The sequence below is a fragment of the Massilia sp. TWP1-3-3 genome (assembly GCF_049897805.1).
Taxonomy (GTDB): Bacteria; Pseudomonadota; Gammaproteobacteria; order Burkholderiales; family Burkholderiaceae_D; genus Telluria_A.
Map to the genome: position 1 here is coordinate 14,700 of NZ_JAFCWX010000034.1, position 20,433 is coordinate 35,132.

Below are 20,433 nucleotides of genomic sequence, written 5' to 3' on the forward strand. Positions count from 1 at the left end.
CTTTCCTTTCAATGTGTACTGGCGGATTATACCTGCCGACGCCTTGGCCCGATACGGGACTTGGTTATAATGGGCCATGAAAAAATCTACCCTGTTAGGCAACATTACGCCCGCCGAGTTCTTGCGCGACTATTGGCATAAAAAACCCCTGCTGATTCGCCAGGCCATCCCCGGCTTCAAGCCGCTGCTCACGCTGGCCGCGCTGGCCGAGATGGCCAAGCAAAACCATATCGAGTCGCGCCTGATCACCAGCGTCGACGGCGACTGGGACATGCAGCACGGCCCGCTCGAGACGCTGCCGCCGACCACGCAAAAGCAATGGACGATGCTGGTCCAGGGCGCCAACCTGTACCACAAGGGCGCCGACGCGCTGCTGCGCCAGTTCCGCTTCATTCCCGACGCGCGCCTGGACGACTTGATGATCAGCTATGCCACCGATGGCGGCGGCGTCGGTCCCCACTTCGACTCCTACGACGTGTTCCTGCTGCAGGCGCACGGCAAGCGCCACTGGCGCATTGGCCCGCAGAAGGACCTTTCGCTGGTCGAAGGCAAGCCGCTCAAGATCCTGGCCAACTTCAAGCCGCAGGAAGAGTTTTTGCTCGAACCGGGCGACATGCTGTACCTGCCGCCCCACTACGCGCACGACGGCGTGGCCGTTGGCGAGTGCATGACCTATTCGATCGGTTTTCGCTCGCCGTCGTACCAGGAACTGGGCGAAGCGTTTCTGCAGTTCATGGCCGATTCGATCGACTTGCCGGGGCGCTACGGCGACCCGGCACTGGAAGTGTCCAAGCATCCCGCGGAAATTCCGCGCCACATGCTGGCCACCATTACCGAGGAAATCAACAAGGTGCGCTTTACCGAAGAAGACGTGACGATCTTTCTGGGCGAACACTTGTCGGAACCGAAGCATAATGTGTTTTTCACCGGGCCTGCCAAGCCCTTGACGATGGGCCGCTTTGTCCAGAGCGTGGCCAAAAAAGGCGTGGTACTGTCGCTCAAGACCCTGATGCTGTATCGCGGCAAGCACGTGTTCATCAATGGCGAATCGTTTGCCGTGGGCCGGGCCGACAAGACCTTGCTCGACGCGCTGGCCAACGAGCGCACCCTGCCCGGCCCGCTCGTCGCTGGCGCTTCGGACGATGTGATGGAGGCGCTTTACACCTGGTACCAGGATGGCTGGCTCGAACTTCCCTGAAAGGTTTGCTATGACGGACGCCGCAGAAAACCGGTTCACCACCCGCACCGAGTTCGAAGGCCATTTTCTGGCCTGCGTTGCGCGGTCAAACGCGACGCTGTCGCTGTTCGACCCGGACTTTGCGGTTTTCCCGCTCGGCACAAGCGCCACCGATGCGGCGCTGCGCGATTTCCTCGCCCGCGGCGGCCACGTGCAGATGGCCATGCACCAAACCGGCCTCATCGAGCGTGAATACCCGCGCTTCTTGCGCCTTTTAAAAGATTACAGCCACAGAGTCGAGTGTCGGGTCACCAGCCGCGCGCTGCGCACGCTGACCGATTCGTTCTGCATCGGCGACGGCGAGCATATCGTGCGGCGCTTCCATAGCGATCACATGCGCGGAGAAGCCGTTTTCAACACGCCGTTGGCGACCGAAATCAGCGCCGAACGGTTCGCCGGCATCTGGGCGGAATCGCTGCCGGGACTGCACGCGACGACGACTGGCTTGTAGCAAAATTTCGTGCTTTTTCCAAATTTAGTTTGGCAAACTCAGAAAAAATTAGTAAAACGTCTATTCCAAGTGCCCGGATCGGGTATTTTTGCTTGCATGTTCACAAACCGCTTCCAAAAAAGCATTATTGTGCTATTGCGAAGCACCATTTTTCGCTATAATAGCGGGTTAGGAAGTTTCCGTTGTCTGTAAGCACTCATAACAGGTACGAAAGTCTACGAGATCTCCCTAACGAGCGATAATTACCGGTAATTATTCATCGCATCAAATATTGTATTTATAGTGAATTAATTAAGGAAAAACCCATGAAAAAATCTTTGCTGATCGTCTCCCTGTTGGCCGTTGCTCTGGCTGCTTGCGCTAAAAAAGAAGAGCCAGTTGTTGCTCCAGTTGCTCCAGTAGTTGAGACCGCACCTGCACCAGCAGTTGTTGAGACCCCAGCTCCTGCTGCTGACGCTGCTACCGCTGCTGCTGTTGCTGCTTCGGCCGCTTCTGTTGCTGCTGACGCTGCTGTTGCTGCTTCGGCTGCTGCATCGACCGCAGCTTCGGCTGCTGCATCGGCTGCTAAGTAATTTTCAGCACGGTTTGAAAAAAGAAAGCCGACCTTCGGGTCGGCTTTTTTTCGTCTGTCGATACCGATGCCGGGCTGGAGCGTTGCGCGGCGCTGAGGCGGGCGCTATTAAAAACACGAAAAAAAATGCCGTTCAGCGCATAGCTGAACGGCATTTTGCTGTGGACGACGCTTGATTACTTCAGTTCGTCGCCCAGCAGCTTGAGGATCTTCGCGCCGGTCGGTGTTGCTTCCGGCTTGCCTTCGTTCGACTGCACCGTCACCTGGCTCACGCTCGCGCCGGCCGCCGTCTTGACGACGACGCGGTAACGCTGCGCTTCCTTGGCCTTGTCGGCTTCGCCAAAAGTGAACAGTTTCTTGAAAAAGCCATCTTTGGCGGCGATGTCCGGGTCGACAAAGCGCACGAAGTACACGCCCTGCACGCGGTCGCGGTCTTCGACGGTAAAGCCGACGCGGTCCAGCGCCAGGCCCACACGGCGCCATGCACGATCGAAACCTTCATCGACTTCCACGGCGCTGCCCACCAGCTTGGCGTGCTGCGGCGCCACCACGGCGCTGGCCACCACCGCTTTCGAGGCGGCGGTCGGCTTGTTATCCTCGGCGCCGGACAGGCGCGCCACCAGCTTACTCAGAAATTGCGCTTCCAGGTCAGGATCGTTGCCGCGCGAGGTCCAGGTTGGAATTTCCTTGTGCGGACCGGTCAAGACTTCTTCGGCCCCGCGATGGCTGATGTAGACCTCGGTGCCGCCGGTTGCGGTGCGCTCCAGGCGCGTGCGGTACTTGTCGCGCTCGCCGGAGCCGTACAGCGAATCGACAACCTTGCCCAGCGTGCGGCGCACGATGTCTTGCGGGATCTTGGCGCGGTTTTCCGTCCATTCCGTTTCCATGGTGCCGGTGGTGGCCGACTCGGCAGCGAGCGTGAAGCCATTGTCGATCCAGAACTGCTTGATCTGCGGGAACAACTGCTCGGGCGACTGGTTAACCGCCAGCCAGCGCTGGTTGCCATTGCGTTCGACGCGCATCGCTTCGGTGTTGATCGGGCCGACGGCCTGACCGGCGGGCGCAGCGGCGGCGGCGGCGGTGCGGCCGGCCTGGTAGGTCGAGGCCGATGCGCTGCCGCGTCCTTCAGGGACGGCGTAGCGGTTGTCCTTTTCGAGCTGGGTCAGGTCAGGCGGCACGTCGAGCTTGGCGGCTTTTTTCGCACCGCGGTAGTCGAGGTGATCTTGTTCCATCACCGAGCTGATCATGCCGCAGCCGGTCAGGGTGACCAGCAGCGCGGAAGTAATAACGGTGGCCATGGCCGGAGTAAATGTGGTGCGAATAGTCATGTCGTAGCTGGATAAGGGCCAACAGCGGCCGGTGTCTGAAATGATCCCAACCCTTGCGGGTCAGGGCGTAGGGAGAACGCCGGCGTCGCGCAGCGCGCCGCGGACGGTGTCGTGGAAGTCGGCCGACAGCGCCACCAGCGGCAGGCGCAGGCCCGGCGGCATCATGCCCATTTCGGCCAGCGCCCATTTGACCGGAACCGGGTTGGGCTCGACGAACAGCTTGCCATGCAATCCCATGATCTGGTTGTTGAGGGCGACTGCCGTGGCGATCTCACCGCCCATCGCAGCCGCGCACATCTCGTGCATGGCCTTGGGTGCCACATTGGCCGTCACCGAAATATTACCAGCCCCGCCGCACAGCATCAGCGCGATGGCGGTCGGGTCGTCGCCGGAATACACGGCAAAGCTTTTCGGCACCAGTTTCAGCAGTTCCAGGCCGCGCCCGATATTGCCGGTCGCGTCCTTGATGCCAACAATGTTCGGAATGGCCGACAGGCGCACCACCGTCTCGTTGGACATGTCAGCGACCGTGCGGCCAGGGACGTTGTACAGGATGATGGGCAAATCCACCGCTTCGGCAATGGCCTTGAAGTGCTGGTACATGCCTTCCTGCGTAGGCCGGTTGTAGTACGGCACCACGCTCAGCACGGCGTCGGCGCCAAATTCCTTGGCCGACTCGGACAGCTTGATCGCTTCGGCGGTCGAATTGCCGCCCGCGCCGGCAATGATGGGAATCCTGCCCTTGGCGTGCGCGACCGTAAAACGAATCAGCTCGCAGTGTTCGGCGACGCTGACGGTGGCCGATTCGCCCGTGGTACCGACGATGACGATCCCGTCCGTGCCTTCGGCGACGTGCCAGTCGATCAGCTTTTGCAAGCCGGGATAGTCGAGACTGCCATCCGCATGCATCGGAGTGACGATTGCTACTATGCTGCCCTTGATCATATGTATGTGACGATGCTGGTAAAAGAAACTCTGATTGTAGCGGATACCCCGCCTAAAAGGTTCATTCTTGACTGGAATCGCGCTTTGCGGCGCCCTCGTGGGGCTCCAGCTGCGCCTTGCTGCGGGCAAAATCAGGTCCGACGGCGCATAGCCGCTGCACCATCGCTGCCTTGGGCGCGTCCGTGACGCCGTCCTCAAAGGCCAGCACGCGCAGGCCGTGCAAGGCGGCCAGCGCCAGCAGCTCTCCCTCGCCCAGCAAAAAGTGGGGATTCGACGGTTTGCCGAAGGCCTCATTTCCGATCGCGAATGTTTCGTAAATCAAGACGCCGTCCGGCGCCAGGCTGCGTGCAAGATGCCCGAACAGCGGACGGTGCAAGTAGTTGGTGACGACAACGCCGGCAAAGCGCCCCGGCGCAAATGGCCATTGGGAAACGCCGTCTTCCAGGTCGAAGTGCAGCGTGGTGACCTTGTCATCTGCCAAAGCCGCCAGCGCCGCCGCATCGCGGTCCAGCGCCAGCACCGCGTGCCCGAGCGCGGCGAAGTGGCGCGCGTGGCGTCCGCCGCCGCAGGCCAGGTCGAGCACGTCGCCCTGGCCCACCAGCGGCGCGAAGCGCCGAACCCAGTCCGACACGTCCGCCATCAGCTGTACGACAAGCCCATGGCCTCGCGCACGTCGCGCATGGTTTCCTGCGCCAGCTTGCGCGCCGCGTCGCAGCCGTCGGCGACGATGGCGCGCACCAGCGACGGGTCGTCCAAATACTGCTGGGCGCGTTCGTGCATCGGTTCCTGCTCGGCGATGATGGCGTCAATCACCGGTTGCTTGCATTCGATGCAGCCGATGCCGGCCGAGGTGCAACCCTTGACGACCCAGTCCCTGGTGGCGTCGTCGGAATAGACTTCATGCAGTTGCCAGACCGGGCACTTGCGCGGATCGCCCGGATCGGTGCGGCGCACGCGGGCCGGGTCGGTCGGCATGGTGCGCACTTTCTTGGTGACGGAATCCTTGTCTTCGCGCAGCGCAATCGCGTTGCCATAGCTCTTGGACATCTTGCGGCCATCCAGGCCCGGCAGGCGCGACGCCACCGTCAGCTTGGCTTGCGGCTCCACCAAAATCAGCTTGCGGCTGCCTTCCAGGTAGCCAAACAGGCGTTCGCGGTCGATCATCGACAAGCTTTGGGCGTCGTCCAGCATGGCCTTGGCTTGTGCGAGCGCATCGTCCTTGCCTTCCTGCTGGTATTCGGTACGCAGTTCCAGGTACAGCTTGGCGCGCTTGCTGCCCAGCTTTTTGACGGCGTCCATCGCTTTTTCTTCAAAGCCCTTTTCCTTGCCGTACATGTGGTTGAAGCGGCGCGCGATCTCGCGCATCATTTCAATGTGCGGCACCTGGTCGTCGCCCACCGGCACCTGGCTGGCGCGGTAGATCAGCACGTCGGCCGCCTGCAACAAGGGGTAGCCCAGGAAGCCGTAGGTGGCCAGATCCTTGCTCGTCAGGTTGTCGATCTGGTCCTTGTAGGTGGGCACGCGCTCGAGCCAGCCAAGCGGCGTGCACATCGACAGCAGCAGGTGCAGTTCGGCGTGTTCCGGCACCCGCGACTGGATGAACAGCGTCGACTGCGACGGGTCGATGCCGGCCGCGAGCCAGTCGACGACCATGTCCCAGGTGCTGCGTTCGATGATGGTCGGGTCGTCGTAATGCGTGGTCAAGGCGTGCCAGTCGGCCACGAAGAACAGGCAAGGCTGCTCGGACTGCATCCGCACCCAGTTCTTGAGTGCGCCATGGTAATGTCCAAGGTGCATGGTGCCCGTAGGGCGCATACCGGAAACGACACGATCTGGATACATGAAATGAACTCTAGAGTATAAAAATGAATGGCGCTGTCAGCTTGGCTGCCAGCTCAGGAAAAGGGGATGACGACTGCCTTGAATGCATTGCTCACATAATAAATCGACCTGGCCAGGAACCTGTCGAGCACATGGAACTTCATGAGCAGCAGGAACATCGCAAAAATACACATGTCGTACACTTCCATCCGCACCGTGCGGCGCAGCAACCAGTACGGCATCAGGCGCCGCAGCAGCCTGATCGTTTTCTTGGGCCTGGCCGGCGGCAAGCGGATCGCTTCCATTTTTGTCGCGATCCGCCGTGGTAGCAGGCTCATCAGGATTTCCCCGCCATCCAGCGGCGGGACGGGAATCATGTTGAATACAAACATTGCCGCATTCACCAGGATGCCCGCCCTGGCCATTTCCCACAGCAGCGGCTGGCGTACGCTGACAAACAGGCCCAGCAGCGCCCAGAGCGTTCCCATCGCTGCATTCGCGGCCGGGCCGGCAAAGGCCACGAATGCCGCATCGCGGCGCGGGTTGCCGAGCCGGTTAAAGTCGACCGGGACCGGTTTTGCGTAGCCGAACGGCAGCTGGATCAGCCAATACGCCACCAGCGGCAGCAAGATGGTGCCCAGCGGATCGATGTGGCGCAGCGGGTTGATGCTGACGCGACCTTCGTCGGCCGCCGTGGAGTCGCCGAAAAAACGGGCGACATAGCCATGCGCTGCTTCGTGCAGCGAAATAGCGAACACGACCGGAATCACGTACGCCATCAGCCAGAACAACTGGCCAGATACACTATTCATGCAGCGATTTTAGCAGAGCCGGTGGGCCGGCCCGTCGGCGCGCCTTCAAAGTCCGAATACGGACGGGTCGCCGCGGCCCTGACGCACCAGCGACGGGGTCTCGGTGGTAAGGTCGACCACCGTGGTCGGCTGCATCGAACAGGCGCCGCCGTCGATGATCAGGTCGAGCAGTTTTTCAAGCCGCTCGCGGATGCTGTCGGCGTCGGTCAAGGGTTCGGCCTCGCCGCTGAGAATGAGCGTGGTGCCCAGCAAGGGCTGGCCGAGTTCCGCGAGCAAGGCCTGGGCAATGGCGTTTTCCGGCACGCGCAGGCCGATGGTCTTGCGCGACGGATGCGACAGACGGCGCGGCACTTCGCGCGTGGCTTCCAGGATCACCGTGAACGGGCCCGGCGTGGCCGCCTTCAGGAAGCGGAACTGCTTGTTGTCAACGCGTGCATAGGCGCCGATTTCGGACAGGTCGCGGCACAGCAGCGTCAAGTGGTGGCGGTCATCGATGCCGCGGATGCGGCGCAGTTTTTCGACCGCCGCCTTGTCGTCCAGGTGGCACACCAGCGCGTAGCAGGAGTCGGTCGGCAGCGCGACGATCCCGCCGGCATGGATGATCTGCGCGGCCTGCTTGATCAGGCGCGCTTGCGGGTTGTCCGGGTGGATCTGGAAAAATTGGGTCATCGGTCAGGAACATTCAGCGTAAAAAATCTTAGCGTAGTTGGTCAAGCGCTGCAATGCGCTGCTCCATTGGCGGGTGGGTGGAAAACAGCGCCCCCCAACTGCGCCCGCCGCCGGCGATGCCAAAGGCCGCCATCGACGACGGCAAGGCGTCCGGCGCCATGCCGCCCAGGCGCATCAGCGCGCGCTGCATCGGCATCGGGCTGCCCAGCAATTTGGCCGAGCCGGCGTCGGCGCGAAACTCGCGCTGGCGCGAGAACCAGGCCACGATGATCGATGCCACCAGGCCGAACAGCAGTTCGCAGACGAACACCGTGACCATGTAACCGATGCCGGGGCCGCGATTGTCATTGCGCAGCAAGACCTTGTCGACCACAAAGCCGACCACCCGCGCCAGGAACACGACAAAGGTATTGACCACACCCTGGATCAGCGTGAGCGTGACCATGTCGCCGTTGGCAACGTGCGCAATTTCGTGGCCGAGCACGGCTTCGATTTCATCTTGATTCATGCTCGACAGCAGGCCCGTGGAGACGGCCACCAGGGCGGAGTTCTTGAAGGCGCCTGTTGCAAAGGCGTTCGCTTCGCCCTCATAAATGGCGACGTCGGGCATGCCGATGTGGGCGCTGTCGGCCAGCTTGCGCACGGTGGCGACCAGCCATGCTTCGTTGGCGTTGGCGGGCGTGTCGATCACCCGCGCGCCCGTGGACCACTTGGCCATGGTCTTGCTCAACAGCAGAGAAACGAAGGAACCGGTAAAACCGACGACGGCTGAAAACACCAGCAGCTGGCCGACATTGATGCCGGACGCGCTCACGCCCCGACCAATACCGAAGACGGTCAGTACCAGCGACAGCACCAGCAAGACGGCGATGTTGGTAACCAAAAAAAGAACGATGCGTTTCATGGCAAGCCTCCGGGGCTGTGGATGGTTGTCAGAGTGAATAGGTAAGGCTGGTTGGCGCGAAAAACAAGGGGCCCGCATTGCCCCGCATTGCATCGCAGCGCATCGGGATAAGCTGCAGCTCTCAAAACCAGTCGTGCCACACCGGCGTGAGGCTAGATGGCAATGGCGGCAGCGCGGCGAAATCGATGCGCGATTCACCAGGCGCATGAAAATCGGTCCCGCGCGACGCCAGGAAACCATACCTGCGCGCATGCTCCGCATACACCTGATACTGGGCGGCACTATGACTGCCCGTGACCACCTCGATCGCCGTGCCGCCCAAGTCCTTGAATTCATCGAACAAGGCGGCCTGTGCCGTAATATTGAACTTGTAGCGCCCCGGATGGGCAATCACGGCCACGCCGCCCGCGCCTTTGATCCAGCCCATGGCCTGCGTCAGGCTGGCCCAGCGGTGCGGCACATACCCCGGCTTGCCTTCGGTCAGGTATTTACGAAACACTTCCGGAATGTTCGCGCAAGCGCCGCACTCGACCAGGTAGCGCGCAAAATGGGTGCGCGACATCAGGTCGGGATTGTCGACATACTTAAGCGCACCCTCATAGGCGCCGGGAATGCCGGCCCGGGCCAGTTGCGCGGCCATCTCGCGCCCGCGCGCGTCGCGCCCGCTGCGGGTGGCGGCCAGGCCGGCCGTCAAGCCTTCGGAGGTCGGATCGATCTGCAGGCCGACGATATGCACCGTTTCGCCCGCCCACGTCACCGATATTTCCACGCCCGGCACAAAGTGCATGCCCAGCGCGGCAGCGGCGTCACGCGCGCGGCCGATGCCGCTCACTTCATCATGGTCGGTCAGGGCCCAGGCATTGACGCCGGCATCATGCGCATACTTGGCCACGGCGGCCGGCGCGAGCACCCCGTCCGACACGTTCGAGTGACAATGCAAATCTACATTCATACCTGAAAACACCGGCTGACAAAAGAAGGCTCCATTGTACGCTGCCTGCGAAAAATCCCTGTGGCGTGCTCAGCTTTCGGCCAAGAATTGCTCCAGCATCGCCGCCAGCATTTCCGGCTGGTCGTGGTGCAGCATGTGGCCGGCGTCGGGCATCATGCGCGCGCTGACGTTGGCGATATGCGCCAGGCGGCGGTCGATCTCGATGCGCGCTTCCGGCTTGGGGCCCATCCACAGCCACATATTGGTGTCGTCAGCCTCGACCCACAGCACGGGCGCGGTGATTTTTTTCCAGCAAGCGAGCACTTCTTCCACCCGGTACAGCGAAGGCGACGGCTTCTTGTGGGCCGGGTCGCCCAGGATGTCCCATTCGCCGGCCGCGTTTTCGGCCGCCCAGTGCTGCGACAGGAAGTCGGCGCGCGCGTCCAGCAGGCGCGGATTGGTTTTTTGCAAGCGCGCGGCCACCGCCTGCCGGCTCGGGTAACTGCGCAGCGTGGGCGGCTCGCGCAGTTCGGCCAGCCACTTGGCGTAGCGAATGGGCGATTGCTCGGGGAGCGTCGATTGCAGGCCGAAGCCTTCCAGGTTGATCAGGCGGCGCACCCGCTCCGGGCGCACGCCGGCATACAGGCTGACCACATTGCCGCCCATGCTGTGGCCCAGCAGATTGACCGCCTCGCCCGGCGAATAATGCTCCAGCATGACGTCCAGGTCGGCCACGTAGTCGGGGAACCAGTAGGTGTCGGAATGGGTACGCTCGGACAGCCCAAAACCGCGCCAGTCAGGCGCGATGACATGCCAGTCGCCCTTGAGGCAATCGACGACGAACTGGAACGACGCGGCCACGTCCATCCAGCCATGCACCATGAAGATCTTGGGCGCGCCCTCGCGCCCCCAGTGGCGCACGTGGGAGCGCAGGCCGCGCACGGTGATGAATTCGGATCGGGACGCTAGCATGACTTGCCTTATAGATAAAAGTACGACCGTTCTATTATACTGGACTATTGCATTGTCGCGCTTTGGCGCCATTTCAGGCAGTCGGGCCGGCAAAGCCCGGCACGGCGCCACAAGGGCGTAAAATAGCGCTTCCCTTTCCCACTCAGAACAAAGACACCATGGCTATCTACCAGTTGGGCGAGCACGCTCCCGAGATCGACGCATCGGCTTACGTGGCCGACTCTGCCACCCTGATCGGCAAGGTGACGCTGGAACAGGACACCTCGGTGTGGTCGGGCGTGACGATTCGCGGCGACAACGAGCGCATCACCATCGGCAAGGGTAGCAATGTACAGGAAGGCACGGTCATGCATACCGACATGGGCTTTCCGTTGACCATCGGCGCCAACGTCACCATCGGCCACCAGGCCATGCTGCACGGCTGCACGGTGGGCGACGGCTCGCTGATCGGCATTCAGGCCGTGATTCTGAATGGCGCCAAGATCGGCAAGGGTTGCCTGGTCGGCGCGGGTGCGCTGGTCACGGAAGGCAAGGAGTTTCCCGACTATTCGCTGATCGTCGGCGCGCCCGCCAAGGTGGTGCGCACGCTGGACGCCGAAGCGATCGGACGCCTGGAACTGAGCGCGGCCAGCTACGTGGCGCGCGGGCGACTGTTCAAGACAGAATTGAAAAAAATTGGATAAGCCATGACGACAGACACCACAGATACCCTGCAAAAATTCATCTTCGACAATGCCGCCGTGCGCGGCGAGTTTGTTGAAATTTCCGACACCTGGCGCGACATCGTCCAGCACCACGACTACCCTGTTGCGGTCAAGACCTTGCTGGGCGAAATGGTGGCTGCGGCCGCTTTGCTGTCGGCCAATCTCAAGTTCAATGGAGCGATCGTGATGCAGATTCACGGCGACGGCCCGGTGCGCTTGCTGGTCGTCGAGTGCGACTCGGCGCTGCGCCTGCGCGCCACGGCCAAGGTGATTGAAGGGGCAACGGTGGCCGAGGGCGCGACCCTGACCGACCTGCTCAACGTGAGCGGCAAGGGGCGCTTCGTCATCACGCTCGACCCGATCGACAAGATGCCGGGCCAGCAACCCTACCAGGGCATCGTACCGCTCGACGGGGACGACATGGCCACCGTGATCGAGAACTACATGCTGCGTTCCGAGCAGCTCGACACGCGCCTGTGGCTGGCCGCCGACGGGCAAGTCTCGCGCGGGCTGCTGCTGCAAAAGCTGCCGCGCCACAGCGGCAAGGAAGACCAGAGCGTCCAGGCCAGCGAAGCGGAAGACCTTGAGACGTGGAACCGCGCCGTGATGCTGGCCTCCACGCTCAAGCAGCCCGAGCTGCTCTCGACCGGCATTCAGACGCTGATGGAGCGCCTGTTCTGGGAAGAGACGATCCGCGTGTTCGAGCCGGCGCACCCGCAATTTCATTGCGGCTGTACGCGCGAAAAAGTGGGCAATATGCTCAAGATGCTGGGCCGCGACGAAGTCGATTCGGCGCTCGACGAGCTGGGCCAGCTGGGCATCAACTGCGACTTTTGCGGCAAGCACTACGCGTTCGACAAGGTCGACTGCGCGCAGCTGTTCGCCGGCGACACGCCGGTGGAAGTGTTGATTCCCGCCAGCGACAGCAAGCACTGATGCGCGACACGCCCCGCAGCGCGTTTGCGCACTTTCTTGCCATTCCCACGCGCTGGATGGATAACGATGGGTACGGGCATGTCAATAATGTCGTGTATTACTCGTATTTTGATACGGCGGTGAACCAGTTCTTGATTGAGCGGGGCGTGCTCGATATTCACAAGGGTGAGGTGGTGGGCTTTGTGGTCGACAGCGGCTGCTCGTACTTCAGTTCCGTCTCGTTCCCGGATGTGATTCATGCGGGGATACGGGTGGCAAAGCTGGGCAACTCAAGCGTGCGCTATGAGATCGCGCTGTACCGCAATGACGATCCCCTTCCGTGCGCGGCGGGCCACTTCGTGCATGTGTATGTTGAGCGCAGCAGCAATCAAGCGGTGCCGATTCCGGCGCCGGTGCGCTGTGTGCTCGACACCATTCGCGGCGAATCGCTGACGCCTTGATCGGCTGGCAGCAGGCCAAGCGAAGCTGCGCTAATTTGACTACTCGAACGACAGCAATCGCCCCAAACCAGACGTTCAAAACTTTGCGCAGTACACTCAGTATTAGGGGGCTTCTACATTGTTCGCGACGAATATTTCAACGAATTGCATTGGTGTAAGCGTTGCGCCATTTTGCTTAGCGATCTTTTGGTTCTTCTCCCACATTGCTTGAATAGCTTCGCGAATATTAGGAGGAAAGTGAAGTTGGGCCACCACGATCTCTTCCCATGTACCACCGGTTGCATAGACTTCATGCAGCTTGGGGGTCATATGTACTAGAAGCGTCTCCTGTGATGCATCAAGCTGATCAATACACTTCAATACGAATGAGTCGACAAGCTTGAGAAACGGCTTTCCGGCATAGCGGTCAACTGGCTGAGTTATTTTTTTCCAAACCCGAAGAGGCCCATTTAAAAATCCTAACGTGAAAGATGGGCGGCGCAGTTAAGCGTCCGCTCGATTGAAACTTGAGCCGCCCGAATGGCCGCTGCTGGCCGAACTCGGGCGTTCGCGTCAGCATAGCACGCTGCCAAACGGAAAAAGTCACGGACTTTACCGACAGGCCGCTATCGCCCCAAAGCAGACACCGACTTACAGCGCCTTCGCGCCGTTGTAGCTGTCATTGACGTTTAACGCAAACCTGCTGGAACCAGCTCGACAGATTCGGCCAATGTTCCGAAGTTGTCCCGTTATGAGACCATGTTCAAAGATGGCATGCCACCCGAACATGTCCCCATGATGGGACAGACCGGCAGCGCCGGCGCCACGGCCCCGCTCAGGCACTAGCGCTTCCAACGGCTGCAACAAGCAGCAAGGTGTAATGTTGCTTGCCCAGCCTCCGCGCCCCGCTGCGATCGTAAAAGCGCATTGCGGCCTCGTTCCACGCCGGCGTTTTCCATTGCATGTCGCGGCAGGAATTTTGAAGACCTCCGTCCATCACGGCCCGCGCGGTCTTCCCATATAAGTCGCCGGCCGAGCTATTCATAATCGATCATCAGACACCAATGCGATCCCTTGCCGATTATTCCGATAGCCATCTTGAGATCGTCAACGACACCTGCGCAATCGGGCACCGAATCGGGATGCTGTTCGACGTAATTCAGATAGCCTCCAAATATCGCCAAGCCTTCGGCGGCAGGTCGCATGTCACGGATCGTGCAGTCGAGCATATAAAGATCGGAAACCGGTGATACGCCAATGTCCGCGGCGACCAAATCAAGCGCATCGGCCGCGTGCGCAAGTGCGCGTCCATCCATGAAATTAGCTGAATCAGCAAAGCTGTTGCCGAGCGAAACATACAGTGAACCAATCATGCATCTTCCTTGTTCGTGGCTTGGGCGGGCGCGGCGATGCCAGGGAGCTGGCCGTCACAGACGCGGACCCGGTCTTGCACCTGCAGGCACATCGTGCCTACCATACTCACTGAATCCCAAGACTACCGTCGTACTCTCAAACGCGTAGAGTCGGGGATGTTCGCCTGAAGGGCAATCAGTCGTCAGCGTTCCGATAGTGCTCGACAAGAGTGAAATCACTGTGTCCGTGTCGCTAGTTTTTGCCTAGCAGCCTGTCGGACTATGGGTAAAAAAGAAACTTTATTGACCGCTTGCTGAAAATTTAGGCTAAATTTCCGCATTTAAATGCCACGAATGGTATCCAGAGCCAATATTTTTCGTTTCAGGCGCGCAATCGTGTTTTAGTTTCGCAAGTCCGACAGGCTGCTAGGCTTCGACTTCATCCGGCTTAGGATTCATAGCACCTCGAAGAGAATGTTCAAGGTCCGCTGCTGGCCGATCACTGCCGATTGTATTCGACAGCACCTCGGCGCCTGCCGGTTCCGCTGCTAGCCTCTAGACGTCATAGCTAAATGCCGTCACCTGCCAACTGGGCTCCAGCCGTAACCGGATGCCGTAAGGGGGCGGTCGGGTAATGTCGTAACGTCCAGCAAATAGATTGGCCGCCGCGAACTCGATATATTTACCGTCCTTGCCGGTTATCACTCTTGCGCCCGGACTACCCAAGAGACTTAAGAGAACTACAGGCTCTGCCATTCCTTCACACCTAATCGTCAGCTCTACATCACCGGCCATCGGCCAAATCATGAGCGTTAAACTTAGCGGTTTACTGTCAACTGAGTAACCATACGAAATGCCATATTCTTCTCCGACAGGCACAACTCCCAAGGCTTCAAGAAAATCCAACGGCTCCCACGAAAATTCTCGCATTCATATTCCGATAAGTTGATCATTACAAAAAGAGGCACTGCTGCGGTGACCGTGGCCGTTGGCTTCTGGCTGATTCAGTAGCATCGACGGGGTCTGCGCCGACTTGCGGACACGGACTGTGCCGTTCAGTTCCACGAGGCTACGCTAGGGCAGAGGTCGTGTTCAATTGTCGGCACAGACGCCGTGCAGCTACGCCAGATATAAGTGCAAACCTATATTCGCGCATGCCCAGCCGCACGCGGGCTCAGGACACCAAGCACAAACACGGTATGAATTTCATCCACATACTGATACATGGCCAAAAAGCCGCGTCCCTTACGGCTGCAGCATCCGGGTCAGTCAGACTCGCATTTAAGTCAGCGGGCTAAGCTAACGATCTCGATCACAACGACGTTGGCGAAGCGATAGCTGCCGCGCACCCAATGACCCTTGGTTCCAATTTTTAGCTTTTTTGCATGAAAATCTCGGCTTGCCGGGTCGAACACCCACATATTTGCCTTTCCATTCTCAGGCAGTATTCCGGGTGTTGTGTCTGTCATCACGCGACCATCCGCTTCGAGGATTTCGGGCCAAATCATGTGGATACCCTCAACTGTAGGATTCTCCCCTTCATACAGAAAGTCGACACGCATTCCTTGCTCCGGCTCAGACAATCTCAGCTCGTCTCATGGATCGAGCGTATACGCAACGATGAAATCCGGGGCGCGACATAGCCGAATTGCGTAGGGCTCATGTTTGATCATATTGGGAATGGCAACTCTGATTTATTTTTCATGCACTCACTTGTGCTCGGCTGAGTGACCGGTTCTGGCCGGCACCTATCGATTGTACTCGACGGCGAACGGTCACCTGCTGGCTTGTCCGCTGCCGCCCCAGTGGTCATTGCAGCTAACAATTTATGGAACGTGTTTGTACTAAGCAAGCGTGGTGACAATTTGCCCCTGATGGTCTCTGAGCTCGCGTATCCACTACTGGACCATTGGATCCTCGTCTATGAAACGCATATGCGAGGCGAATTTAACTAACCTTAAACCGTCCGCTTCGCTGAACTCGAAACCATCATGGTCGAACTCGAACACTCTTCCTGCAGCAGCGCCCTCCGTCGCCACTGAAATGTAGTTGCCAAAGCACGGCGTTTCGCCGATGGTTAAACAAGTTTCAATCCAGTCCGGCACGATTTGGATTTCGCACCCAGCAGCAACACATTGAGCTAACGGCGGCAGGTATAAGTCCATACTATATTCGCGCATAACCAGCCTCACGCTGGCTCCGAACGGCAAGCACAAACACGGTATCAATCTCATTCACATACTGATACAAAGCCAAGAAGCCTCGCGCCTTGCGTCCGATTACTAATTCGCGCTTACCGTCGGACTTAGGCCTGCCGATGAGTGGGCTGTGCGCGAGAACATCAATCACCCGCACGATTTCCATAATGCGCGCGGCCCCCTCGCTGACTTTATTTTGGGCCTGATATTCCAGGATACGGTCAAAGTCCTCCAGAACCTCCGGCGCCATTTCGACACGCGCCATATCATTCCCGCTTCGTCTTCGCGACCGGACGCGATATCTGCTTGCCCTCCAAGCGTGCTTCGAGGTAGTGGCGCAGGTCGGTCCACGGTATCGTTTTCCCTGATTCCACGATCTTGGCAAACCGAGCATTGGCTTCTTCATCAAAGCCGGCACGCTGCTCTTCCAGCTCTGTCTTTTCCGCAATGGCTTCAAGGATGAAACTGTGGGTTGACTTGCCAACGCGTTCAGCGGCGCTGGCAATTCGTGCCTTCAAGTCTTCCGACAGGCGAATTGTTGTAGTTGTTGCCATTGCGGTCTCCTTCTGTACACTTAAATGTAGCACAATTGTGCTATGCACTTCCAAAATTGGTGTGGCAAGTTAAGCATCTCTAAGGCTAAACTGGGAAAATTCCTTGCCGCCATCTTTCCCACCAACTTGATCGCCCCCATGACTTCATCTGTTCGCACTCTCGTCCCCTTCCTCGCGTTTTTCTTGGCAGCCTGTGCTTCTGTGACGCCGCCCCAGCCCGCCGATGTTCGCGACCAATACATGGCGACGCTCAAGAGTCTGTGCGGCCAGCGCTTCGAAGGCGCCATGACCTATGCCATCGACCCCAAGCATGCGTTCGCCAGCAAGCTGCTGGTAGCCAATTTTGCCAGCTGCAGCGACACCGAAGTGCGCATCCCGGTCCAGGTCGGCGAAGACCGCTCGCGTACCTGGGTGATCACCCGCACCGCTAGCGGACTGGACCTGCGGCACGACCATCGCCACCCGGATGGCACGCCCGACACCGAAACCATGTATGGGGGCCCCGCCGACCCGGCCGGGTCCGCACTGTCGCAGTCGTTCTTCGCCGACCCTTACACCGCCAAGCTGATCAAAGGCTCCGATACCAATGTCTGGACCATCAGCCTCAGCGCGGACAAGAACACGCTGACCTACCATCTCGAGCGTAACGCCAAGCCGCGCGTTGAAGCCGTGTTCAAGCGCGTGTCGCGCTAGGCCAACTCGGCTGTGGCCCCCGGCCCCGCGTATCGCTCCAGCACGTCGCGCGTGCTCATGATGCTGGCGTATTCCCCGTCCAGATTGGACAACGCCATGGCATGCACGTCATCGGCGCTGCGCGCGGTGCCGGCATAGTCGGTCTTGGCAAAGGCAAACGTCGCATCGGCCACGACCACGGTGTCAAAGCCCAAATTGCCGGCACTACGCGCGCTCGCCTCTACTGAATTATTGGTGCTCACGCCAACCATGACAACGCCAGCAATCCCGCGCACCCGCAGCCAGCGCTCCAGCGCGGTATTGATGAACGCGTCCGGTACATTTTTTTCGAGCACGTGCGCGCCCGGCAGCGGAGTAAATTGCGCCTGGAACTCGGCGCCGCTTTGACCGGGCGCGAACATGGATGTTGCCGAGCGCGACATATGGCGCACATGGACAATGGGCGCATCCATCGCGCGCCACGCCTTCAGCAAGCTGGCAATATGACGCTCGGCATGCGGATTATTCCGCTGCCCGGCTTCCGGCATTGCCATGCAGTTTTGCATGTCGATGATGAGCAACGCTGGCATGTCTATCTGCATCCGGTTTTCCCCTATGATTGCGTTTCCTGTGGATTGCACCCGCTGCCTTAGTCCGACACGCGCTGCAGCCTGCACCACGATACACCCCAGCGGTCTTCCTCGTGAAAAAACAGGGAAGACGCATACATGCCCGGCACCAGCCACAAGGCGGCCGCGTTCGGGCCGCCCGCAAAGTCGATCAAGGCGCCGGGGCTCGCGCCCGACAGCGGCAGGCGCGCAATCGACGTTGAAGTGTCCTGAACGCTGTTGGTGGCACACACCGCCACGACCGGCCCCTTGTCGACGCGATAGTGCAGGCCGCTCGCTTGCTGCAGGCCATCGAAGGCCAGTGCGTACGCACGCGCGGCGGCCCGGTCGGCGTCGCTATCGGCATACTCGATTTGTGCCAGGCACAGCCGTCCGCGCGTACTGTCCACACTGATGGTGACCATGCCTGGCGCCACCCGCCACAGGTAGCAGGCGTTTGCGGGACCGTAGTGGTGGATCGCTTCCAGGCCGCCAGGGTCGACAGCCTGACCGAACCAGTGCGCGAAATCATCCGCGTTTGCAACAAGAACAGTGTCCCCATTGCACTCGACTTCGTCGGACCAGCCCGCTGATGCGTCGGCCGCCATTATTTTCTGGCGGCCTTTTTGCGCAGGCCTTCAAGCGTCAGCGGAATGCTGTCCTTGCTGAGCGAATCAACGATCCACCCCAGCCCGAAAGGCACCGGGCCCGGATCGGTGGAAACCACATACTTGACGATACTCTTGCCCGGCGTCGGGGCAGGTGTGAACTCCCAATAGCCGTTGGTGTCGGCGATGGTTTCCTCGGGCTTCAAGCCTTTCCACGGCAACTGGCTCCACGCTACCGTGCACGACTCGGGCGTGAGCACCGGCGTCATGCGCAGGCGGTATTTCTTGATTTTCCCCATCGGCAGCGTGAGCGTGACGTCAATGATCGTATGGCCCGGTTTCGACATCGCCACCTTGGTCGATTCGGTGTTGGGCATGAAACTCGGATAGTCGGGGTAATCCTGGATCAGCGCGCACAGCTTTTCGACCGGCGCGTTGATGATGGTGCCGGCGACGAACGACTTTGCCGCGCTGCCGGGTTTGCTCGTTTCCACCAGCGTCACCGCCGTCTCCGACAGCTTGCGCGCATCGATCGGATCGGCGGCCTGCGCGGCGCTGGCGCACCCCAACAGGAAAGGGATGATGGCTTTGACGAGATGCATGAACGGACTGCTTTCAGAACGATATGGGTAGCGAATTCTTACCGAAGCGGCAAGGACGGTCAAGGAGGCAGCCGATTTTTACACGGACGTGTGTCGGGATGATGAATGCCAAGCCGCAGCGTTTAGTCGCGGCAGAAGCCCTCGCCCGCTTCAATGACCACGCAATCCTTGCGCTTGGCTAGCCACTTCATGCCGGTCCCGGCGCCGTTGGTGGGCTTGATCGTCATCGTTTTGCCGTCGCGCACGAAGGTGACAGAGTCACCGGCACCTTTGGCGTCGAAAGTGCGCGGGCCGTCCAGGTTCTGCACCGTTACCACGTATTTACCGCCCTCGCCTTCCACCAGCAGGAAGGTGCCCTCGGGGCCGCTCCAGCGCCCCAGCAACGGCGCGGCAGGATCGATGACGCTGGCCGGATTGGTGACAGCCGGCCCGGGCGCCACGCCCGGTTTGCTGCAGCCGGCCACGCTTGCCAGCACGGCAGCCGCAAGTACGATGTGATTGAGTCGGATGGTATTTTTCTTCATGCTATTCCTGGACAGTAAACGCAAAAAACCGCCGGTTGCCCGGCGGCATTGAGCATACATCAATGATTCAACAGTACCTGCGCAATCAGGCCGGTGGCGATGGCAACGAGCAGGTAATCATTACCGGCCTGTACCCACTGGTAGCCACGCTGCGGCTCGTACAGGCGACGGCTGCGCCAGTCGCTGACTACATAGCGGCGGTCGCGGTATTGCTGCTCCACGTAGCCGCCCTGACGGTGCTGGTAGTGCTGGTAGTACTGGTAGCGCTGCTGCGACTGGTAACGGTTGTCGCGGTAGTCGTTATGGTCGCGGCGCGAATAGTGCTCGTCGCGGCTGTAGCGGTCGTCGCGGTCGTCGCGGTCGTAACGGTCATTGCGGTCGTTGCGGTCATAACGGTCGTTGCGATCATAACGGCCGTCGCGGTCCTGGCGCTCAATCCGCACGTTGCTATCGTTGTTGTAACCGTACGATTGAGCAAACGCCGCGCTTGAAGTCAGACAGGCTGCAGCGACTGCGAAGATGAGGGCTTTCTTGATCATTTGAAACTCCTTGATGAGGTAGAACCGTCCGGGGTTCAATCCTGCAGAACTACCTGCAGCGTGATGGGCCGCCACG

Annotated in this window: 28 protein-coding genes; 7 read left to right on the plus strand and 21 right to left on the minus strand. The window is 60.0% G+C overall.

The features are described from left to right. Nucleotides 1-76 precede the first annotated feature (76 nt). The 3 genes from ACP7D4_RS23940 to ACP7D4_RS23950 all read left to right on the plus strand — a co-directional run bounded on the left by ACP7D4_RS23940 (nt 77) and on the right by ACP7D4_RS23950 (nt 2,260). Nucleotides 77-1,198, plus strand: coding sequence for a JmjC domain-containing protein (locus tag ACP7D4_RS23940; protein WP_426211731.1), 1,122 nt, complete (start codon nt 77-79; stop codon nt 1,196-1,198). Between the two features lie 10 nt (nt 1,199-1,208). Continuing rightward, nucleotides 1,209-1,688 (plus strand): hypothetical protein, encoded by a 480-nt coding sequence (locus tag ACP7D4_RS23945; protein ID WP_426211732.1) that lies wholly within the window; start codon nt 1,209-1,211, stop codon nt 1,686-1,688. Nucleotides 1,689-1,993: 305 nt separating this feature from the next. Continuing rightward, nucleotides 1,994-2,260: a hypothetical protein gene (locus ACP7D4_RS23950; protein ID WP_426105476.1), complete on the plus strand. Its 267-nt coding sequence runs from the start codon at nt 1,994-1,996 to the stop codon at nt 2,258-2,260. 175 nt (nt 2,261-2,435) lie between these two features. Here the strand turns inward: ACP7D4_RS23950 and bamC are convergent, their stop codons facing one another. The 9 genes from bamC to ACP7D4_RS23995 all read right to left on the minus strand — a co-directional run bounded on the left by bamC (nt 2,436) and on the right by ACP7D4_RS23995 (nt 10,641). Next, nucleotides 2,436-3,587: an outer membrane protein assembly factor BamC gene (bamC, locus tag ACP7D4_RS23955; RefSeq protein WP_426211734.1), complete on the minus strand. Its 1,152-nt coding sequence runs from the start codon at nt 3,585-3,587 to the stop codon at nt 2,436-2,438. A 60-nt stretch (nt 3,588-3,647) separates the two neighbouring features. Further along, the gene (dapA, locus tag ACP7D4_RS23960) at nt 3,648-4,532 is read right to left on the minus strand and encodes a 4-hydroxy-tetrahydrodipicolinate synthase (protein WP_426105479.1); all 885 of its coding nucleotides are present in this window, start codon (nt 4,530-4,532) and stop codon (nt 3,648-3,650) included. A gap of 61 nt (nt 4,533-4,593) precedes the next feature. Beyond that, on the minus strand, nt 4,594-5,172 hold the full coding sequence (locus ACP7D4_RS23965; protein ID WP_426211735.1) for a class I SAM-dependent methyltransferase: 579 nt from the start codon (nt 5,170-5,172) through the stop codon (nt 4,594-4,596). Further along, the gene (locus tag ACP7D4_RS23970; RefSeq protein ID WP_426211736.1) at nt 5,172-6,374 is read right to left on the minus strand and encodes a tryptophan--tRNA ligase; all 1,203 of its coding nucleotides are present in this window, start codon (nt 6,372-6,374) and stop codon (nt 5,172-5,174) included. Before ACP7D4_RS23970 ends, ACP7D4_RS23965 begins: the two co-directional genes overlap by 1 nt. Before the next feature lie 53 nt (nt 6,375-6,427). Then, the gene (locus tag ACP7D4_RS23975) at nt 6,428-7,165 is read right to left on the minus strand and encodes a site-2 protease family protein (RefSeq protein WP_426211737.1); all 738 of its coding nucleotides are present in this window, start codon (nt 7,163-7,165) and stop codon (nt 6,428-6,430) included. A gap of 45 nt (nt 7,166-7,210) precedes the next feature. Beyond that, complete coding sequence (locus tag ACP7D4_RS23980; protein WP_426105485.1) at nt 7,211-7,834, minus strand: L-threonylcarbamoyladenylate synthase; 624 nt, start codon at nt 7,832-7,834, stop codon at nt 7,211-7,213. A 28-nt stretch (nt 7,835-7,862) separates the two neighbouring features. Next, nucleotides 7,863-8,738 carry a protease HtpX gene (gene htpX, locus ACP7D4_RS23985; protein WP_426211739.1) on the minus strand — a complete coding sequence of 292 codons (876 nt, stop codon included), beginning with the start codon at nt 8,736-8,738 and terminating at the stop codon, nt 7,863-7,865. A gap of 121 nt (nt 8,739-8,859) precedes the next feature. After that, a complete protein-coding gene (locus ACP7D4_RS23990) occupies nt 8,860-9,690 on the minus strand; it encodes a 3',5'-nucleoside bisphosphate phosphatase (RefSeq protein ID WP_426105488.1) in 831 nt (276 codons plus the stop codon). A 69-nt stretch (nt 9,691-9,759) separates the two neighbouring features. Further along, a complete protein-coding gene (locus ACP7D4_RS23995; protein WP_426211741.1) occupies nt 9,760-10,641 on the minus strand; it encodes an alpha/beta fold hydrolase in 882 nt (293 codons plus the stop codon). A gap of 158 nt (nt 10,642-10,799) precedes the next feature. On the opposite strand from ACP7D4_RS23995, the gene ACP7D4_RS24000 reads away from it, so the two are divergent. The 3 genes from ACP7D4_RS24000 to ACP7D4_RS24010 are packed head-to-tail and all read left to right on the plus strand — an operon-like array spanning nt 10,800 to nt 12,721. After that, nucleotides 10,800-11,324, plus strand: coding sequence for a gamma carbonic anhydrase family protein (locus tag ACP7D4_RS24000; protein ID WP_426105491.1), 525 nt, complete (start codon nt 10,800-10,802; stop codon nt 11,322-11,324). Nucleotides 11,325-11,327: 3 nt separating this feature from the next. Continuing rightward, nucleotides 11,328-12,281: an Hsp33 family molecular chaperone HslO gene (hslO, locus tag ACP7D4_RS24005; protein ID WP_426105493.1), complete on the plus strand. Its 954-nt coding sequence runs from the start codon at nt 11,328-11,330 to the stop codon at nt 12,279-12,281. Next, nucleotides 12,281-12,721, plus strand: a complete 441-nt coding sequence (locus ACP7D4_RS24010; RefSeq protein WP_426211743.1) for an acyl-CoA thioesterase — start codon at nt 12,281-12,283, stop codon at nt 12,719-12,721. Before hslO ends, ACP7D4_RS24010 begins: the two co-directional genes overlap by 1 nt. 102 nt (nt 12,722-12,823) lie before the next feature. On the opposite strand, the gene ACP7D4_RS24015 is transcribed toward ACP7D4_RS24010, so the two are convergent. The 7 genes from ACP7D4_RS24015 to ACP7D4_RS24045 all read right to left on the minus strand — a co-directional run bounded on the left by ACP7D4_RS24015 (nt 12,824) and on the right by ACP7D4_RS24045 (nt 16,804). Beyond that, nucleotides 12,824-13,030: a hypothetical protein gene (locus ACP7D4_RS24015; protein WP_426105496.1), complete on the minus strand. Its 207-nt coding sequence runs from the start codon at nt 13,028-13,030 to the stop codon at nt 12,824-12,826. A 707-nt stretch (nt 13,031-13,737) separates the two neighbouring features. After that, nucleotides 13,738-14,073, minus strand: coding sequence for a hypothetical protein (locus ACP7D4_RS24020; protein ID WP_426105498.1), 336 nt, complete (start codon nt 14,071-14,073; stop codon nt 13,738-13,740). A gap of 534 nt (nt 14,074-14,607) precedes the next feature. Then, complete coding sequence (locus tag ACP7D4_RS24025) at nt 14,608-14,982, minus strand: hypothetical protein (RefSeq protein ID WP_426105499.1); 375 nt, start codon at nt 14,980-14,982, stop codon at nt 14,608-14,610. Nucleotides 14,983-15,338: 356 nt separating this feature from the next. Next, the gene (locus tag ACP7D4_RS24030) at nt 15,339-15,614 is read right to left on the minus strand and encodes a hypothetical protein (RefSeq protein WP_426105500.1); all 276 of its coding nucleotides are present in this window, start codon (nt 15,612-15,614) and stop codon (nt 15,339-15,341) included. A 336-nt stretch (nt 15,615-15,950) separates the two neighbouring features. Then, on the minus strand, nt 15,951-16,217 hold the full coding sequence (locus ACP7D4_RS24035) for a hypothetical protein (RefSeq protein ID WP_426211745.1): 267 nt from the start codon (nt 16,215-16,217) through the stop codon (nt 15,951-15,953). A gap of 1 nt (nt 16,218) precedes the next feature. Beyond that, nucleotides 16,219-16,515 carry a type II toxin-antitoxin system RelE/ParE family toxin gene (locus ACP7D4_RS24040; protein ID WP_426105502.1) on the minus strand — a complete coding sequence of 99 codons (297 nt, stop codon included), beginning with the start codon at nt 16,513-16,515 and terminating at the stop codon, nt 16,219-16,221. Between the two features lies 1 nt (nt 16,516). Then, complete coding sequence (locus tag ACP7D4_RS24045) at nt 16,517-16,804, minus strand: CopG family ribbon-helix-helix protein (protein ID WP_426105504.1); 288 nt, start codon at nt 16,802-16,804, stop codon at nt 16,517-16,519. Between the two features lie 201 nt (nt 16,805-17,005). On the opposite strand from ACP7D4_RS24045, the gene ACP7D4_RS24050 reads away from it, so the two are divergent. Then, nucleotides 17,006-17,497 (plus strand): hypothetical protein, encoded by a 492-nt coding sequence (locus ACP7D4_RS24050; protein ID WP_426211746.1) that lies wholly within the window; start codon nt 17,006-17,008, stop codon nt 17,495-17,497. Here ACP7D4_RS24050 and ACP7D4_RS24055 read toward each other — a convergent pair. From ACP7D4_RS24055 to ACP7D4_RS24075, 5 genes are all read right to left on the minus strand, one after another. Further along, nucleotides 17,494-18,066 (minus strand): cysteine hydrolase family protein, encoded by a 573-nt coding sequence (locus ACP7D4_RS24055; RefSeq protein ID WP_426211748.1) that lies wholly within the window; start codon nt 18,064-18,066, stop codon nt 17,494-17,496. The genes ACP7D4_RS24050 and ACP7D4_RS24055 overlap by 4 nt on opposite strands. A gap of 59 nt (nt 18,067-18,125) precedes the next feature. Further along, the gene (locus ACP7D4_RS24060) at nt 18,126-18,692 is read right to left on the minus strand and encodes a hypothetical protein (RefSeq protein WP_426211750.1); all 567 of its coding nucleotides are present in this window, start codon (nt 18,690-18,692) and stop codon (nt 18,126-18,128) included. Then, nucleotides 18,692-19,294, minus strand: a complete 603-nt coding sequence (locus tag ACP7D4_RS24065; protein ID WP_426211752.1) for an SRPBCC family protein — start codon at nt 19,292-19,294, stop codon at nt 18,692-18,694. The genes ACP7D4_RS24060 and ACP7D4_RS24065 overlap by 1 nt, the downstream gene beginning before the upstream one ends. A gap of 122 nt (nt 19,295-19,416) precedes the next feature. Beyond that, a complete protein-coding gene (locus tag ACP7D4_RS24070) occupies nt 19,417-19,818 on the minus strand; it encodes a hypothetical protein (protein ID WP_426211754.1) in 402 nt (133 codons plus the stop codon). 59 nt (nt 19,819-19,877) lie between these two features. Beyond that, complete coding sequence (locus ACP7D4_RS24075; RefSeq protein ID WP_426211756.1) at nt 19,878-20,357, minus strand: RcnB family protein; 480 nt, start codon at nt 20,355-20,357, stop codon at nt 19,878-19,880. Nucleotides 20,358-20,433: the final 76 nt, after the last annotated feature.

Excerpts from the sequence above, each read along its gene's own strand:
- ACP7D4_RS23940 (WP_426211731.1), top strand. The coding sequence starts at position 77 with ATGAAAAAATCTACCCTGTTAGGCAACATTACGCCCGCCGAGTTCTTG.
- ACP7D4_RS23945 (WP_426211732.1), top strand. The coding sequence starts at position 1,209 with ATGACGGACGCCGCAGAAAACCGGTTCACCACCCGCACCGAGTTCGAA.
- ACP7D4_RS23950 (WP_426105476.1), top strand. The coding sequence starts at position 1,994 with ATGAAAAAATCTTTGCTGATCGTCTCCCTGTTGGCCGTTGCTCTGGCT.
- bamC (WP_426211734.1), bottom strand. The coding sequence starts at position 3,587 with ATGACTATTCGCACCACATTTACTCCGGCCATGGCCACCGTTATTACT.
- dapA (WP_426105479.1), bottom strand. The coding sequence starts at position 4,532 with ATGATCAAGGGCAGCATAGTAGCAATCGTCACTCCGATGCATGCGGAT.
- ACP7D4_RS23965 (WP_426211735.1), bottom strand. The coding sequence starts at position 5,172 with ATGGCGGACGTGTCGGACTGGGTTCGGCGCTTCGCGCCGCTGGTGGGC.
- ACP7D4_RS23970 (WP_426211736.1), bottom strand. The coding sequence starts at position 6,374 with ATGTATCCAGATCGTGTCGTTTCCGGTATGCGCCCTACGGGCACCATG.
- ACP7D4_RS23975 (WP_426211737.1), bottom strand. The coding sequence starts at position 7,165 with ATGAATAGTGTATCTGGCCAGTTGTTCTGGCTGATGGCGTACGTGATT.
- ACP7D4_RS23980 (WP_426105485.1), bottom strand. The coding sequence starts at position 7,834 with ATGACCCAATTTTTCCAGATCCACCCGGACAACCCGCAAGCGCGCCTG.
- htpX (WP_426211739.1), bottom strand. The coding sequence starts at position 8,738 with ATGAAACGCATCGTTCTTTTTTTGGTTACCAACATCGCCGTCTTGCTG.
- ACP7D4_RS23990 (WP_426105488.1), bottom strand. The coding sequence starts at position 9,690 with ATGAATGTAGATTTGCATTGTCACTCGAACGTGTCGGACGGGGTGCTC.
- ACP7D4_RS23995 (WP_426211741.1), bottom strand. The coding sequence starts at position 10,641 with ATGCTAGCGTCCCGATCCGAATTCATCACCGTGCGCGGCCTGCGCTCC.
- ACP7D4_RS24000 (WP_426105491.1), top strand. The coding sequence starts at position 10,800 with ATGGCTATCTACCAGTTGGGCGAGCACGCTCCCGAGATCGACGCATCG.
- hslO (WP_426105493.1), top strand. The coding sequence starts at position 11,328 with ATGACGACAGACACCACAGATACCCTGCAAAAATTCATCTTCGACAAT.
- ACP7D4_RS24010 (WP_426211743.1), top strand. The coding sequence starts at position 12,281 with ATGCGCGACACGCCCCGCAGCGCGTTTGCGCACTTTCTTGCCATTCCC.
- ACP7D4_RS24015 (WP_426105496.1), bottom strand. The coding sequence starts at position 13,030 with ATGACCCCCAAGCTGCATGAAGTCTATGCAACCGGTGGTACATGGGAA.
- ACP7D4_RS24020 (WP_426105498.1), bottom strand. The coding sequence starts at position 14,073 with ATGATTGGTTCACTGTATGTTTCGCTCGGCAACAGCTTTGCTGATTCA.
- ACP7D4_RS24025 (WP_426105499.1), bottom strand. The coding sequence starts at position 14,982 with ATGCGAGAATTTTCGTGGGAGCCGTTGGATTTTCTTGAAGCCTTGGGA.
- ACP7D4_RS24030 (WP_426105500.1), bottom strand. The coding sequence starts at position 15,614 with ATGCGTGTCGACTTTCTGTATGAAGGGGAGAATCCTACAGTTGAGGGT.
- ACP7D4_RS24035 (WP_426211745.1), bottom strand. The coding sequence starts at position 16,217 with ATGGACTTATACCTGCCGCCGTTAGCTCAATGTGTTGCTGCTGGGTGC.
- ACP7D4_RS24040 (WP_426105502.1), bottom strand. The coding sequence starts at position 16,515 with ATGGCGCGTGTCGAAATGGCGCCGGAGGTTCTGGAGGACTTTGACCGT.
- ACP7D4_RS24045 (WP_426105504.1), bottom strand. The coding sequence starts at position 16,804 with ATGGCAACAACTACAACAATTCGCCTGTCGGAAGACTTGAAGGCACGA.
- ACP7D4_RS24055 (WP_426211748.1), bottom strand. The coding sequence starts at position 18,066 with ATGCCAGCGTTGCTCATCATCGACATGCAAAACTGCATGGCAATGCCG.
- ACP7D4_RS24060 (WP_426211750.1), bottom strand. The coding sequence starts at position 18,692 with ATGGCGGCCGACGCATCAGCGGGCTGGTCCGACGAAGTCGAGTGCAAT.
- ACP7D4_RS24065 (WP_426211752.1), bottom strand. The coding sequence starts at position 19,294 with ATGCATCTCGTCAAAGCCATCATCCCTTTCCTGTTGGGGTGCGCCAGC.
- ACP7D4_RS24070 (WP_426211754.1), bottom strand. The coding sequence starts at position 19,818 with ATGAAGAAAAATACCATCCGACTCAATCACATCGTACTTGCGGCTGCC.
- ACP7D4_RS24075 (WP_426211756.1), bottom strand. The coding sequence starts at position 20,357 with ATGATCAAGAAAGCCCTCATCTTCGCAGTCGCTGCAGCCTGTCTGACT.